The 14,051-nt window shown below is 62.6% G+C and carries 13 protein-coding genes; 5 read left to right on the top strand and 8 right to left on the bottom strand.

The window, feature by feature from the left end; translation table 11 throughout:
- Positions 1-90 precede the first annotated feature (90 nt).
- Positions 91-279 (bottom strand): hypothetical protein, encoded by a 189-nt coding sequence (locus JOH52_RS22850; protein WP_014527663.1) that lies wholly within the window; start codon positions 277-279, stop codon positions 91-93.
- Between the two features lie 369 nt (positions 280-648).
- Between JOH52_RS22850 and repA the strand changes: the two genes are divergently transcribed.
- From repA to repC, 3 genes are all read left to right on the top strand, one after another.
- Positions 649-1,842 (top strand): plasmid partitioning protein RepA, encoded by a 1,194-nt coding sequence (gene repA / locus JOH52_RS22845; RefSeq protein ID WP_371070294.1) that lies wholly within the window; start codon positions 649-651, stop codon positions 1,840-1,842.
- Between the two features lie 3 nt (positions 1,843-1,845).
- Positions 1,846-2,850: a plasmid partitioning protein RepB gene (repB, locus tag JOH52_RS22840; RefSeq protein WP_014530030.1), complete on the top strand. Its 1,005-nt coding sequence runs from the start codon at positions 1,846-1,848 to the stop codon at positions 2,848-2,850.
- 155 nt (positions 2,851-3,005) lie between these two features.
- Entirely contained in the window at positions 3,006-4,316 is a 1,311-nt protein-coding gene (repC, locus tag JOH52_RS22835; RefSeq protein WP_014530031.1) for a plasmid replication protein RepC, read from the top strand.
- A 460-nt stretch (positions 4,317-4,776) separates the two neighbouring features.
- Here the strand turns inward: repC and JOH52_RS22830 are convergent, their stop codons facing one another.
- Entirely contained in the window at positions 4,777-5,619 is an 843-nt protein-coding gene (locus JOH52_RS22830; RefSeq protein WP_014530032.1) for a hypothetical protein, read from the bottom strand.
- Between the two features lie 373 nt (positions 5,620-5,992).
- Here JOH52_RS22830 and JOH52_RS22825 point away from each other — a divergent pair, with 373 nt between their 5' ends.
- On the top strand, positions 5,993-7,150 hold the full coding sequence (locus JOH52_RS22825) for an RHE_PE00001 family protein (RefSeq protein WP_014530033.1): 1,158 nt from the start codon (positions 5,993-5,995) through the stop codon (positions 7,148-7,150).
- Positions 7,151-7,172: 22 nt separating this feature from the next.
- Here the strand turns inward: JOH52_RS22825 and JOH52_RS22820 are convergent, their stop codons facing one another.
- Together JOH52_RS22820 and JOH52_RS22815 are read right to left on the bottom strand one after the other, a co-directional pair.
- Positions 7,173-7,703 carry a hypothetical protein gene (locus JOH52_RS22820; protein WP_014527669.1) on the bottom strand — a complete coding sequence of 177 codons (531 nt, stop codon included), beginning with the start codon at positions 7,701-7,703 and terminating at the stop codon, positions 7,173-7,175.
- A gap of 190 nt (positions 7,704-7,893) precedes the next feature.
- Positions 7,894-8,754, bottom strand: coding sequence for a DMT family transporter (locus JOH52_RS22815; RefSeq protein WP_014530034.1), 861 nt, complete (start codon positions 8,752-8,754; stop codon positions 7,894-7,896).
- An 81-nt stretch (positions 8,755-8,835) separates the two neighbouring features.
- Between JOH52_RS22815 and JOH52_RS22810 the strand changes: the two genes are divergently transcribed.
- Positions 8,836-10,260 (top strand): aminotransferase-like domain-containing protein, encoded by a 1,425-nt coding sequence (locus JOH52_RS22810; RefSeq protein ID WP_014530035.1) that lies wholly within the window; start codon positions 8,836-8,838, stop codon positions 10,258-10,260.
- Between the two features lie 155 nt (positions 10,261-10,415).
- Here the strand turns inward: JOH52_RS22810 and JOH52_RS22805 are convergent, their stop codons facing one another.
- The 4 genes from JOH52_RS22805 to JOH52_RS22790 all read right to left on the bottom strand — a co-directional run bounded on the left by JOH52_RS22805 (position 10,416) and on the right by JOH52_RS22790 (position 14,041).
- Complete coding sequence (locus tag JOH52_RS22805) at positions 10,416-10,718, bottom strand: TlpA family protein disulfide reductase (RefSeq protein ID WP_014530036.1); 303 nt, start codon at positions 10,716-10,718, stop codon at positions 10,416-10,418.
- Between the two features lie 25 nt (positions 10,719-10,743).
- Positions 10,744-11,604 (bottom strand): shikimate dehydrogenase, encoded by an 861-nt coding sequence (locus tag JOH52_RS22800; RefSeq protein ID WP_014530037.1) that lies wholly within the window; start codon positions 11,602-11,604, stop codon positions 10,744-10,746.
- 79 nt (positions 11,605-11,683) lie between these two features.
- Positions 11,684-12,700 carry a TRAP transporter substrate-binding protein gene (locus JOH52_RS22795; RefSeq protein WP_014527671.1) on the bottom strand — a complete coding sequence of 339 codons (1,017 nt, stop codon included), beginning with the start codon at positions 12,698-12,700 and terminating at the stop codon, positions 11,684-11,686.
- Between the two features lie 60 nt (positions 12,701-12,760).
- Positions 12,761-14,041 carry a TRAP transporter large permease subunit gene (locus JOH52_RS22790; RefSeq protein WP_010974961.1) on the bottom strand — a complete coding sequence of 427 codons (1,281 nt, stop codon included), beginning with the start codon at positions 14,039-14,041 and terminating at the stop codon, positions 12,761-12,763.
- Positions 14,042-14,051 lie beyond the last annotated feature (10 nt).

The following is a 14,051-nucleotide window of genomic DNA, read 5'->3' as shown; positions in this document are numbered from 1 at the left end:
ACCTTACCCATTTCGCGCCAAGACGACAGCCCTCCCGCATGTTTCCTGACGCGTCGCCGCTTCAAGAGAAGGACATGCAGCAGAGGCGCTTCAATAGAAGAGGTGCCACGGCGCCAGGAAGGCACGCGCCCACTCCTGATCCCGTTCGCCGTCGCCCGGGGCGTTCTCCCGGTCGGGACGATCGTTCGCCGGCTCCTTGCTCACCGCAGGTTTGCGGGCCACGCCGGTGCGCGGGGGTGGGACGAGGTAGCCGAGGGTCATTCCGCCGAGATAGAACATGCCTTATCCTTCTCTTATCCGACCTGCGGGGCTCGATCCTGTCACAATCCGGTCCGCTGTCAATAGTCTACTAAAATTATGATCTACTAAGGGTACCGCGTCTGTTGCAACGTCTGGGGGAGATTTGCGCGGCCGCTCGGATGCGGCGCTTCGCCAACGCAAGTGTCGGCCGGATCGGCCCGGCTGGACTGCCGGCGAGTTGTCCGCGGACAACCAATGAACAGCGGGACGACAAAACTGCAGCGCCCCTGCAGCACAACCGAGCTTTTTGTTAAGCGTTTGTAAAATGGCAACGAATCGGCGCATAGTATAACTGCGCAGATCAGCTCCCATTGGTGAATTTTGCGCAGTTTTTGGAGAGTAGGAATGTTGCAGCAGAGAATCCAGAGTCTTGAGGAGCAGGAGCATTTGCCGTCGCTCTTGTCTGCCGACGCTCAGGAACTCGCACACCAGTTGCAGGAGCATCAAAAGAAGATCTTTTCTCCGTCGGCGCAAAAGACGATGCGGCTCTTCAGCCCGGCAGAGGCAGCGGCCTTCATCGGAATCGGCGAAGGCTATCTGCGCCAGATCGCCTCAGAAGGCCATGGTCCGCAGCCGCTGTCAAACGGCCGCCGCATGTATGCGATGGAGGACATCGACCGTATCCGCCGGGTTCTCGACGAAGGCAGCAAGACCGGCAAATATATTCCGCATCGTCGACCGGGCGAAAAGCTGCAAGTCGTCTCCGTCATGAATTTCAAAGGTGGTTCGGGCAAGACGACGACATCCGCTCACCTCGCGCAGTATCTCGCCTTGCGCGGCTATCGGGTGCTGGCGATCGATCTCGATCCGCAGGCCTCGCTCTCCGCCCTCTTCGGTCATCAGCCGGAACTGGACGTCGGCGAAGGGGAAACACTCTATGGCGCGATACGCTACGAGGCCCCCCGGCCGATCGCGGAGGTGGTGCGATCGACCTATACCGCCAATCTTCACCTCATTCCGGGCAATCTCGAGCTCATGGAATTCGAGCACGAGACTCCGAAGGCGATGATCGCGGGCTCCACCGAGACCATGTTCTTCGCGCGGATCGGCGAGGTGCTTTCCGAAATCGAGAGCTTCTACGACATCGTCGTCATCGACTGCCCGCCGCAGCTCGGCTTTCTGACCATGTCGGCGCTTTGCGCCGCGACCTCCGTGCTCATCACCGTGCACCCGCAGATGCTCGACGTCATGTCGATGTCCCAGTTCCTGTCGATGACGAGCGAGCTCATGGCCGTTGTCGAGAATGCCGGCGGGCGCACCAGCTATGACTGGATGCGCTATCTGGTCACGCGCTTCGAGCCCAACGACGGACCGCAGAGCCAGATGACCGGTTTCATGCGCGCGATCTTCGGCAACCGCATGCTGCAGAACGCGATGGTGAAATCGACCGCAATTTCCGACGCCGGCGTCACCAAGCAGACGCTCTATGAAGTGGAGCGCTCGCAATTCATACGCGGTACCTACGACCGGGCGATGGATTCGCTCTCGCTCGTCAATGCGGAGATCGAAGAGATGATCCGCAGGGTCTGGGGGAGGAAGTAACCGATGGCGCGCAAGAACCTGATCGGCATTTCCGAGAGCCCCCTCGCCCCCGAAGACGGGGAGCGCCCGGCCGTCGGTCGTCCGATCGCAGGCCTTGCGCCCGCCCAGCGCTCCACTGGCCTCGTCGGCGGCATCACCAGATCCCTCTCGAACATCACCCAGAAGGTCGAGCGAGCGGAGGAATTGGAGCGCCAGCTTGCCGAGGGGCGCGCAATCGTCGAACTGGACCCGGAGCTGATCGATTCCTCTTTCATCATCGATAGGCTGGGTGTCGCCCCCGACGTTCAGGCCATGCTGGTTCAGCAGATCCGGGACCACGGACAACAGGTTCCGATCCTCGTGCGGCCGCATCCGGCGGAGAGCGGCCGATATCAGGTCGCCTACGGCCACAGGCGGCTTGCGGCATTGCGCGAGATCGGCATCAAGGTCAAGGCAGTCATCCGGAACTTGAACGACGAGCAACTCGTCATTTCCCAGGGGCAGGAAAACAACGCCCGCACCGACCTCTCCTTCATAGAGCGAGCGTTGTTCGCAACGCGTCTTGAAGATCGCGGCTTCTCGCGGGACACGATCATGTCGGCCCTCGGAGTCGACAAGGCGGCCCTCTCCAAGATGATCGCCGTCGTCCGCCGATTGCCGTTGGACATCATCGAAGCCATCGGTGCCGCGCCGGGTTTCGGCAGGAGACGATGGATGGAATTTGCCGATCTCATCGACCGCGATGACCGGCGTCCGAAGGCATTGGATTTCATCGAGACGGCCGCGTTCAAGGCGCTGGAGAGCGATCAGCGTTTCGAAAAGCTATTTGCCTTGCTGAGCCTAGCCAGGAAGCCCTCAAAGGCGGAAACCTGGATTGCTCCGGACAGGATCCGCGCCGTGCGTATTCGCGAAACGGATGCGGAAACGACGCTGGCCTTCAGCAAGAAGGCGGCACCGGGCTTTGCAGAATTCGTGAGGCAGAGGCTCGAAGCGCTCTACCTCGAATATCAACGGGAAACAGGAGACTAAACAGAGCAAAAGAAAAAGGCTTCCGAACGACTAGCGCTGCGGAAACCCTTCTCTCGTGTAGCAACTAGAGAATCCCACTTCCGCGAATCAGTGTCAAGCATTTTTGACGTCGTTTCGGCGAACGGATTTCTTTTGCCTTGGAAAAGGTGAAGAAAATGGAACGTGGAAGTGTGACGACGCCCTTTGGGCGGCGGGCGATGACGCTTGGCATGCTCGCAAGTCAGATCGCCGCCGGTAACGTCCCGCCGGACCGGTCGGTGGACAAGTGGAAATTGTTCCGTTCTCTCTGTGAAGCGAAGACGGTGATCGGCGTGTCCGATCGTTCGCTTGCGGTGTTGAACGCCCTTTTGAGCTTTTATCCAGGAGCCGAGCTCTCGGGCGAAAATGGCCTCGTCGTTTTCCCCTCCAATGCGCAGCTCTCGCTCCGTACCCACGGAATGGCGGGCACGACGCTCCGCCGGCATCTTGCATGCCTCGTGGAATCGGGCCTGATCCTGCGGCGCGACAGCCCGAACGGTAAGCGTTACGCCCGAAGGAGCCGTAATGGAGCGGTGGGCGAAGCCTTCGGATTCGACCTCTCCCCGCTCGTCGCCCGGGCCGATGAGTTCAAAGCCGCCGCTGCCAAACTTGCCGCAGCCAAACAGTATCATCGTCTGATGCGCGAAAGACTGAGCCTCTGCCGGCGCGACATCGCCAAGCTGCTCGAGCTCCTTCGTGACTCTGACCTGCCCACCGACTGCGAGCAGCAGCAACGGAGATATGAGGAATTGTCTGCGCCTCTCTCGCGCAAGGCATCGGTCAGCGACGTCGAGACCCTTCATGACGCTATGGCGGAACTTCGTACGGATCTATCCAATCAATTGGAAAAACTGCTTAATTCCAAAAAAATGGGCGCCAATGATCGCCATAATGGGCAGCACATACAGAGTTCACATCCAGACTCTCAATTTGAATCTGAACCTGGCTTGGGAAAAGGGTCGGGGAAATTTTCGGCCGGCGCCCAAAGCTGCAACGCGGACCCTGTGACACCGAAGGCGAAGCTCTCGGAGGTTTCGACCCGTATCGATTCGCAGCCGCCGGTCAGCTCGGTGTCCCCATCTCTGCCGATCTCCCGCCTCGCCCGGGAAATTCCTCTGCCCGTCCTCCTATCCGCTTGCCCGCAGATCGCCGATTACGGACCACAGGGCCGTATAACGAACTGGAAGGATCTGCTGACCGCTGCAGTCGTCGTCAGAACCATGCTGAACGTGAGCACCGATGCCTATGACGATGCATGCACCGTTCTCGGCCAGGAAAATGCTGCGACCGTCATCGCTTGCATCCTGGAGAGAGCCGATTGCATAAGTTCGCCAGGCGGCTATCTTCGGGTTCTTACCGCGAGAGCACGGCGCCAGGCTTTCTCGGTTGCTCCGATGGTCGCTGCACTGAGGCGCGCGCGAGGGGCAAGCATGCCGCTTGCGAGTTGATGTCTCCGCTGAACAGTCTTTGTAAGACAGGAATCTCGGGCGCACTGCAGGAGTTGTCGGTCGCAAGGCACGTCAGGCTTGCGACGCTGACCGCTCGCGGTTGCCTTGACGCTCCAGATAGGGGAAACTCGCTTCGGCTGCGGATTCGCACTTGCTTTGAATTGCCGCCTTGGTGTCTGTTTCTTAACAATTTTGCTTCTATCGTAACGTATTGGCAACAAAGGCGGCAAGCCGGCAATGCGGAAGTTAAATCGCCATTAAGTTCCGTCACGCGGACGGCCCCAGTTCGAGGCTTGGTGACCGCAACAACAGTTATCAACCGCCTCCCCTATTCTGCAATTGAGTGGAAATCTCGTGCGGTGGGCCACGCAATCCGGGGCAAAGCCGCCGACGATATGCAGATGCCGGTCCCTGCAGTCGTTTCCGCAGTTGACAGCTGTCAACAATACGATCTTGCCCCTCATTCGCGCCAGTGTTCCGCGACCCAAGGGCTCGGGAGAATATAGTGCCGGAGGTAGCGGAATGGGCTTTTTTCTCTTCTGTCCGGAGAGAAGAGCCCGCGAATATGATCGCTCGGCGTCGCCACCCGCCCCTTGTAGCCGAACTGCCCGTCTATCGCATGCTGCGGCAGCAGGCCGCGCGGAAAAATAACCACGCGTGCATCCGCCGGCAGCCGTGGCGGCAGGAAGTAGTTCAAGGGGAATGGCCGCCGACAGTCCTGGCGGAAATGCAGAACGAAACGCCGCGGGAAGAATTTCGCTCCTCCTGGCGCGTTGCGCGTGACGAAGCGTTGCTCGAATTCATATTCGTCGGCCACCTTTTGTGGGTCGGCGCGGAACTTCTCCTGCAATGGGACCAACTTGCCGACAGGGAAGCGGAATAGCGACGTCTGCCCGAGACGCTCAAGCGGCGTAGTCTGATTGCGGGTCATCACGATATCGTCGGGACCGCCGATCTCGAAAAACGCGTCGAGCGATCCGACGATCACCAGATCGAGATCGAGAAAGAGCACCGGTCCCTTGAGGCTGCCGAGTGCCGGGCCCCACAGGCGCGCCTTGGGCCAAATCCCCTTGGTATTTACCGGCATCGTCTCGACATCGAGCGGCGGGAGGTCCTCGCACAGTATTTCCGACCGAAGGCCTTCCCTATTGTCGGTAAAACAGGTGAAGGTGAAAGGCGGCGTGATGTTGCGAGCAACCATCGCGAAGAGGCGGTTCACGAAAGGTGCGCCGTATTTCGTACCCCAATTTATACAGATTACCTGCTTGACGCCGCCGGAAGCGGCGAGAATATCGGACACCATGGCGCTTGCCTTTTCCTTGTGTTTGACGGCGCATCCGCACGGCTGAGCTTTGCCGAGGGCGATTGCTCCGGCCCGGAACGCTCTCGCTGTGCTGGCAGCCCTTACCTCCTGGACATCCTGGGAGGCCTGGGAGACCCGAGATCAATGGAGCCCCGTGGTGCCCACCCGGAGTTGACAGCTGTCAACTCCGCGAAGTCGTTCGGTCTTAGGCCGGTCTTAAGATCAACGCCACCAGCGCGCAAGCGTCGTTGTGGACGGCGTGTGGGGAACAGATGTGAGCGAAGCACAATAGGGGTGGAAAACCTTCGAACAACTGTGCTCGAACGAAAGCGCGTGCTACCTTCCGTTTCGCCGCCAACGCGTTGCTTTCAAAATGAGATATGAGATTCCTGATCCGCTTGACCCGGCGCTGCTGACGGTCCTGATTGCCGCCGAAGACGGGCTCGCCCGGCTCGATGAGCGTGCCGGGCGTCATGCCGTCGCCGAGGGCTTTCGGGAGCGCGGCCAGTTTTTCGATGCGGCGGCGGCCCTTTGGGTCGCCGGTGAACTCGTGCATGTCGAGGATCTGGTTCTACACGACTCGCATATGGACGCGCGCGCTCCGTCGCACGAGCTGACCATCGCGCACGCGGTTCTGCGGGCGCGGCGACGATTGGATCTGGCCGATGCCGACTGGGCCTTGTCGCCGCCTGGGTTGAGCGCGTTGCGCGGCGAAGCGGGGGCGGCCGTCAGGCATGACTCTCTCAACACTTCGGCTCTCCGGGACGATCCGGACGAAACGGATGCGCCCGACGCGGCGGACGGCCCGATCGACAGCTCCCTTTCCGACGCTTTCGCCGAGATCGATGCGGCGATCGCCCGGTCCGCGCGGCTGCTGGACATTCATGCTGGAAGCGCGGTCATGGCAGAACAGCCGGTCATCGAAACGCAGTCGTCGAGAGTGGAGCCGACGGGCCAACTCGGCCTGCTCTTCGATGACGACTGGGATGAGACCGCCCGGCTCGATGCGTGGCGTGCCGTGCTGCCGGTTGCCGACCAGCTGCCCGCCGCGCTTGGGGCTGCCCTTCTTTTCGATGCGTGGGAACGTATTGAGCCGTTGCGCCGGCAGCACTGGCTCGGCTCGCTTCTTGTCGGCGCCTATCTCCGGTTTCGCGGCAAGGTCGGTTCGCACGTGCTCGCCTATAATACGGGCTTGAAGACGATCCGCCACGAGCGTCGACGCTCAAAGGACCGGCTGACGCGTCTCACCGGTTTCCTTGAGGCGATGTCCGCGGCGGCCGAGCTCGGCATGAAGGAACTCGACCGTCTGTCGCTCGCGAGGACACAGATGGAGATGCGGATCAGAGACCGCCGATCGAACAGCAATCTCCCGGGCCTGATCGATCTCGTCCTGTCGCGGCCGATCGTCTCCGCGCCTTTGATCGCGCGCCATCTCGGGGTCACGCCGCGCGGCGCCCTCAATCTCGTGCGCGAACTCGGGGTGCGTGAAATGACGGGCAGGGGGCGCTACCGCGGCTGGGGCGTGCTCTGAAAGAGCGAGGGGAACGACCGCTTCAGCTCCGCCGCAGATTGAGCTCGCTCGTCACCACGCGCTTTCCTGTCGCCGGATCCACGTCGACAGTACTGAGGCGCATTCCGTTCTCGCCGCGTTTCTGCACGATGAGCGTCGCCTTGCGATCGCCATTAACTTCCCTTGCCCAGGTGACGGTGAGATTGATGGCGTTGCCGCGGCGGCTCCCGGATAAGGCGGACCGCCCGCCTCTCGGGCCGACATAGATGCCGGTATAGCGCGCGCCGTCGGATCTCAGATCCGCGCTGATCGAGCGCGACACCACGAGCAGGCCGCGGCAGGTCCCTCTCATAGCGAGCGCGGTTCCGGTCGCATCCGAGCTGAAATTGCACGAAACATTGATCGGTCCTCGGTCGATGCGAAGCAGCACCGTGCCGCCGCCGGTCCATCGGCCCTCGAGCGAATTGAGAAAGGCCGCCTCGTCGGCAGGGGCAGCGCTCGTCTCTAGGGGAAGTATCCCCCCGACGAGCACGAGCCCCGCAAGCACGAACCGGGATATCTTCCGCCGCATCATTGTCATAGGCCTCCCGTTCTGGAGCGGAATGAGGAAAAGGCACGCGGTCTTCCGCAGACGCTCGTGGCGCGACCGGTCCGAATGAAACGGCGGATCGCTGCGAAGGTTCCAGCTTGCCGTTGGCCCGACAAAATCACCGATCGGTCGCTGCGGGCAGACGCCGGCTGACTTCCGGAACGGTCGCCGGAGGTCAGGCAAATTTTTTCGCGCCGGCGACGCAGGCGACGATGGCGACCGTCGCGGCGAGCATGCTCCAGCTCACATTTTCCCCGAGCAGTGTCGAAGCCAGCGCCAGACCGAAGAAGGGTTGCAGCAATTGCAATTGGCCGACCGCCACTATCCCACCCAGCGCCAAGCCGCGATACCAGAAGATGAAGCCGATAAGCATGCTGAAGACGGAGACGTATCCGAAGCCGAGCCAGGAAGCCGCACTCGGGCCCGCAAGGCTGGAAGGCATGGTGGCCAGCATCAGGGCTGTCATAACCGGAAGGGAGAGGACGAGGGCCCAGCAAATGACCTGCCAGCCGCCAAGCCTTCTCGACAGCTTCGCACCCTCCGCGTAACCCAGCCCGCACGCGACGATGGCCGCGAGCATCAGGAGATCCCCGATCGGCGAGGCGGAAAAGCCCTGCCGTGCCGCGAAGCCGACGACGATCGCGCTGCCGAGGCCCGAGAACACCCAGAAGGTCGGGCGTGGGCGCTCGCCGCCGCGAAGCACGCCGAAAATCGCGGTCGCAAGCGGCAGGAGGCCGATGAAGACGATGGAATGGGCGGAGGTCACGTGACGCAGCGCAAGCGCCGTCATAAGCGGGAAACCGACCACGACCCCGAGCGAGATCACGGCCAGCGATGCGAGATCTCCCCGGGCAGGCCGTCTTTCGCGGAAGGCGAAGAGCAGACACAAGGCGAGAATTCCCGCAATCGATGCCCGTGCTACGGTCAGGAAGATAGGGTCGAAGTCCATCACCGCGACCCGGGTCGCGGGCAACGAGCCGCTAAAGATCACGACGCCGATCAAACCGCTCATCCAGCCGCTCGCTGCCTTGTTCATACCGATGCTCCTTTTTCTCCGGTATCGGGCCGGATCGCTGGCTGTTCCAGAGACAGTAAGGTACAGTTGAGAGGAACTGTCATGGAGAAAGAGCCAGTACGGATGCAGCTGAAAGGGACGAGTGCCGCGGGCGAAAGCCTGATCGCCAGGGTGATGGGCACGGTGAAGCACCGGATAGCCGCGCGGAGTTTGACGCCCGGCGCGAGGCTGCCGTCCATCCGTTCCTTCGCTTTGGCCATGAAAGTGTCCAAATCTACGGTGGTAGAGGCCTATGAGCGCCTTCAGGCCGAAGGTGTGATCCGCTCGCGGCCGGGTTCGGGCTTCTTCATAGCGGCGCCGCTTGCGCCGCTCACGCTTGCCGAGATCGGCCCGCGCGTGGACCGGGCTGTCGATCCCCTGTGGATCTCGCGCCAGGCCCTGGAGCCGGGGGAGGGGGTACTGAGGCCGGGCTGCGGCTGGCTGCCGCCGCACTGGATGCCGGAGGAAGGATTGCGGCGGGCATTGCGGGGCATCGCACGCGGCGCCGCCGCCACGCTTGTCGACTATGGTGCGCCGCTCGGATTGCTGCCGCTGCGTCAGCTTCTGGCACGGCGCGTGGCGCAGCACGGCATCGAGGCGTCGCCCGATCAGATATTGCTCACCGAATCCGGCACCCAGGCGATTGATCTGCTTTGCCGTTTCCTGCTGAAGCCGGGGGATGCGGTGCTCGTCGACGATCCGTGCTATTTCAATTTCCACGCACTCCTCAGGGCGCATCAGGCAAGAATCTTCGGTGTTCCCTATACACCCAGCGGGCCGGACATCGGCCGCTTCGCCGAAGCGCTCGCAGAGCACAAGCCCCGGCTCTACATCACCAATTCTGCCCTTCACAATCCGACCGGCGCAATGCTGTCGCCGCTTGTCGGCCATCGTCTGCTCAAGCTTGCGGAGCAGGCCGGGCTGACGATCATCGAGGACGATATCTTCGCCGATTTCGAAGAGACGCCGGCGCCGCGCCTTGCGGCTTTCGATGGGCTCGAACGCGTGGTGCACATAGGCAGTTTCTCGAAAACGCTTTCGGCGGCGGTGCGCTGCGGCTTCATCGTGGCTCCTCGCGACTGGGTGGAGGCGTTGACCGACCTCAAGATCGCCACGTGCTTCGGCGCCGCCGGCTTCTCGTCCGAACTGGTGCTGACGCTCCTGAAAAACGGCAGCTATCGCAAGCACATGGAGACGGTGCGCCAGCGCCTGGCAGGGGCCATGGCCGAGACTGCCCAAAGACTCGCGCGGATCGGGATCACGCCCTGGATCGAGCCGCAGGCGGGGATGTTCCTCTGGTGCCGGCTGCCGGATGGCATCGATGCCGCGAGGCTCGCGAGGCAAGCGCTCGCCAGAGGCATCGTGCTCGCGCCGGGAAACGTCTTCAGTCATGCCCAGACGGCCAGCGGCTTCTTGCGCTTCAATGTCGCCCAGTCGGAAGACGAGCGGCTTTTCCGGGAGCTTGCAGCGCTCACGGCCGCTGCCTAGATCACGATCATTTTAGCCCGCAAACCCCGCCACCGTCGCCGAAAGCCGCACAGGCATCACAGTGGTGCCGAGGGGGCAGAAACGCGTGGTCAGGTTCGTGAGCCAGGCCGGGGATTCCTCGACCAGCGCGGCCTACAGCTGCTTGTCCACGCCTGTCAGATCAGCGTGGACCGGCGCTGCGGCCCGAGCGCCTGCACGACGTCCTTCTGCTTGTCGAAGGCTACCTTGAATACGGTTACGGACGAGAATTCCGGCGACGACGTCAGCTTTTCGATAATTGGTTCCTGCGCGGCGCAGGTCGGGCACCAGCTCGCCCAAACGTCGACGACGATCGCCGTGCCCGCCTGCTGGGCCGCTTCGAAGGCTTTGGTTTCGAATGACTTCAGATCGCCGGCGAACGCCAACCGCCGGTTGCCCCGCGCCTCCTTGAATGACACGCTATACAAACCGGTCGTCAAATGAAACCTGCGTGGCCGGGCGCCGTTAGCCGGTCATCGCCCTGAAGTGGCCGAGCATCCGCGCCGCGTCGGGTTCAAGCCCGGTGAACAGCCGAAACGCGCCGACCGCCTGGAACACCGCCATGCCGCCGCCGTCGAGCGTTTTGCAGCCACGCCGCCGGGCCTCCCTGAGAAGCGCCGTTTCCAGCGGAAAATAGACGATCTCGGCGACCCAATGGCTTCGCGAAAGAAGCTCGGCGTCGAGCGGCAATCCGGGATATTTCGCCATGCCGGTCGGCGTCGCGTGGATGAGGCCGGCGGCATTTCTCATTTCCGAGGGAAGGTCGTTGCCGGCCGCCACCTCGGCTCTCGGAAAGAGAGGGGAGAGCATCCGGGCGAGCGCCTGCGCCCGGCCGGCCTCGCGGTCGAACACGACGAGCCGCTGCAAGCCAAGCGAGAGCGCGGCATAGGCCGTGGCGACCCCGGCTCCGCCGGCGCCGAGCTGCACGGCGGAGAAGAGATCGGCATCCGGCAGGCCGCGCCGGAAGCCTTCGGCAAAGCCCCACCAGTCCGTATTGTGGCCGTAGCGCCGTCCGCTTCTGAGGACGACCGTGTTGACGGCGCCGAGCTGCCGCGCCTCGGAGGCGAGCTCGTCGAGATAGGGAATGACCGCCTGCTTGCAGGGATGGGTGATATTGAGTCCGGCGAACCCCCGCCGCTCGGCGTCGGCGAGCAAGCGCGGCAGGTCCTTCTCGCTCGCCCCTAGCAGGTTGAGATCGATCAGCTCGTAGTCGTAGCGAATGCCCTGCGCCGCGCCTTCCGCCATATGCATGGCCGGCGTCAGCGAAGCCTGGATGCCGGTGCCGATCAGGCCCGCCTTCAAGGATCTCACAAGCGTTTCGGTCATATGTCGGGTTCCGGGTGTTACGGTTTCGGGCAGCTGCGCGCCGGCCCGTCCGTTGCTGGCGGACCGGCATGAGGTCGGGTCATTGGCCGCGGGCGGTGCCGATTTCTTTGAAGAGCGCCTCAACCGTCTCCTGGCCGATATCGGCACTGAACTTCTCGATCATGGGCTTGACGGCATCGCGCAGCTTCTGCGTTTCCTCGGGGCTCAATTCGCTGACTTCCATTCCCGTCTTGCGGATCTCCTCGAGTGCTGCGGCATCCTGCTCGCGCGAGACCTTGCGCTGGAAGTCGCGCGCTTCCACAGCCGCCTGCTGCAGAACGGTCTTTTCCTCGTCATTGAGGCCGTCCCAGAACTTCTTGCTGACGAGGACGATCTGCGGATTGTACTGATGACGGGTGAGCGTCATGTACTTCTGCACCTCGTAGAATTTCGCGTTGATGATGTTGGCGGAGGGATTCTCCTGGCCGTCGACCGTTCCCGTCTCGAGCGCAGTATAGAGCTCGGTATAGGGGAGTGGCACCGCATTAGCGCCGAGCGCATTGAAAAGCTCGACGGGGATCGGCGACTGAATGGTGCGGATCTTCAGGCCCTTTATGTCCTCGAGCTTGGTCACCGGATGCCGGTTGTTGGTCAGGTTGCGGAAACCGAGCTCCCAATAGGCGACGCCGACGAGCCCCGTGGCGGGCAGGCGTTCCATCAGGCTGGTGCCGAAGGGACCATCCATCACCTTGTCCGCCTCCTCGCCGCTGTCGAACAGGAAGGGGAGGTCGACCGCGCCGAACTCCTTGACGTTGCTCGCCAGAATGCCGGCGTTCAGCACCGTCATCTCGATGACGCCGCCCTGCAGCGCCGAGACGGTCTGAACGTCGCCGCCGAGCGTCCCGCCTGGGAAGAGCTTGACCTCGATCTTGCCGCCGCTCTTCTCCTTCACGAGCTCGGCGAATTTCTCCATGCCGGTCACCTGCGGATGACCCTTGTTGTTCGCCGATGCGAATTTGACCGTCTGATCGCGGATCTCCGCGAGTGCCGGCCCCGCCGTCATGAGTGCCAGTGGCACGGCCAGGCCCAATGTCAGTTTGGTCAGTCTGTCGAACATGTTTTCCTCCCAGGTTGGGCCGGTGTCGTGCCGGCCTTGTTGACAGTCGAAAATCGCGCGTCAGCGTCCGAACCAGGAGACCGGAACGGTCACCAGTTCAGGGAACAGGACGAGCAGGAAAAGAACGATCAGTTCCGCGAAGAGGAAGGGCATCACGCCCTTCATCAGATCCTCCATCGAAAGCTTCGACACGCCGCAGATGACGTTCAGAACGGTGCCGACCGGCGGGGTGATCAGGCCGATCGAGTTGTTGATGATGAAGAGCACGCCGAAATAGACCGGATCGATCCCCGCCTGCTTGATGACCGGCATCAGGACCGGCGTCATGATCAGGATCGTCGGCGTCATGTCCATCGCGGTGCCGACGATCACGATCAAAACCATGATCGCGATAAGCAGAGCCGTCTGGTTGCCCATCAGGGGCTCGAGGAGTGCGGCGAGCGCGCCGGGAACGTCGGCAACGGTGATCAGCCAGGCCGAAACCGCCGCGCAGGCGACGAGGAACATCACGACGGCGCTGATCTTCGCGGCCGAGACGAAGACGTGGAAGAGTTGCGCCGGCGCCAGCTCACGATAGACGACCATCGAAACGAAGAGCGAATAGACGGCGGCGATGACACCCGCCTCCGTCGGTGTGAAGACGCCGAACTTCAGTCCGGCGATGATGATGACGGGCAGGAAAAGCGCCCAGAGGCTGTCGACGAAGGCCCTGAGCCGCAGCCTGCCGCTCTGCCGCGGCGGCAGTTCGAACTGCTCCTTGCGGGCGACGATCAGCCAGGTGATCGAAAGGGCCGCGGCGATCATCAGTCCCGGGAATATGCCGGCGAGGAAAAGCTTGGTGATGGAGACGCCGCCGACCACGCCGAAGAGGATGAAGCCGATCGAGGGCGGTATGATCGGGCCGATGATCGAGGCGGAGGCGATGAGCCCGCTGGCGCGCGCCGGGTCGTGGCCGCTTTTCAGCATCATCGGCAGAAGCAGTGCGCCGAGTGCGGCTGCATCGGCGACCGCCGAGCCGGAAAGACTGGAGAGAATGCAGGCCGCGAAGATCGCGACGAAGCCGAGCCCGCCGCGGATGTGGCCGACCATGGCCATGGCAAGCGCGACGATGCGGCGGGAGAGGCCGCCCGTATTCATGACCTCGCCGGCAAGCAGGAAGAAGGGAACGGCCATCAGCGGGAAGCTGTCGGCTCCGTTCAGCACGTTCTGCGCCACGATCTGGGCATCGAACAGGCCGAGATAGAGCATCAGCGCCACGCCGCTCAGAATGAGGGCGAAGGCGATCGGCACGCCGAGCGCCATGGGTCCGAGAAGGGCGCCGAGGAAGATCGATATGGTCATCGTCGCCTCC

The organism is Sinorhizobium meliloti (assembly GCF_017876815.1).
GTDB classification, from domain to species: Bacteria; Pseudomonadota; Alphaproteobacteria; order Rhizobiales; family Rhizobiaceae; genus Sinorhizobium; species Sinorhizobium meliloti.
This window is presented reverse-complemented; position numbering and strand designations above follow the sequence as displayed.

Excerpts from the sequence above, each read along its gene's own strand:
- JOH52_RS22850 (WP_014527663.1), bottom strand. The coding sequence starts at position 279 with ATGTTCTATCTCGGCGGAATGACCCTCGGCTACCTCGTCCCACCCCCG.
- repB (WP_014530030.1), top strand. The coding sequence starts at position 1,846 with ATGGCGCGCAAGAACCTGATCGGCATTTCCGAGAGCCCCCTCGCCCCC.
- repC (WP_014530031.1), top strand. The coding sequence starts at position 3,006 with ATGGAACGTGGAAGTGTGACGACGCCCTTTGGGCGGCGGGCGATGACG.
- JOH52_RS22830 (WP_014530032.1), bottom strand. The coding sequence starts at position 5,619 with ATGGTGTCCGATATTCTCGCCGCTTCCGGCGGCGTCAAGCAGGTAATC.
- JOH52_RS22825 (WP_014530033.1), top strand. The coding sequence starts at position 5,993 with ATGAGATATGAGATTCCTGATCCGCTTGACCCGGCGCTGCTGACGGTC.
- JOH52_RS22820 (WP_014527669.1), bottom strand. The coding sequence starts at position 7,703 with ATGATGCGGCGGAAGATATCCCGGTTCGTGCTTGCGGGGCTCGTGCTC.
- JOH52_RS22815 (WP_014530034.1), bottom strand. The coding sequence starts at position 8,754 with ATGAACAAGGCAGCGAGCGGCTGGATGAGCGGTTTGATCGGCGTCGTG.
- JOH52_RS22810 (WP_014530035.1), top strand. The coding sequence starts at position 8,836 with ATGGAGAAAGAGCCAGTACGGATGCAGCTGAAAGGGACGAGTGCCGCG.
- JOH52_RS22800 (WP_014530037.1), bottom strand. The coding sequence starts at position 11,604 with ATGACCGAAACGCTTGTGAGATCCTTGAAGGCGGGCCTGATCGGCACC.
- JOH52_RS22795 (WP_014527671.1), bottom strand. The coding sequence starts at position 12,700 with ATGTTCGACAGACTGACCAAACTGACATTGGGCCTGGCCGTGCCACTG.
- JOH52_RS22790 (WP_010974961.1), bottom strand. The coding sequence starts at position 14,041 with ATGACCATATCGATCTTCCTCGGCGCCCTTCTCGGACCCATGGCGCTC.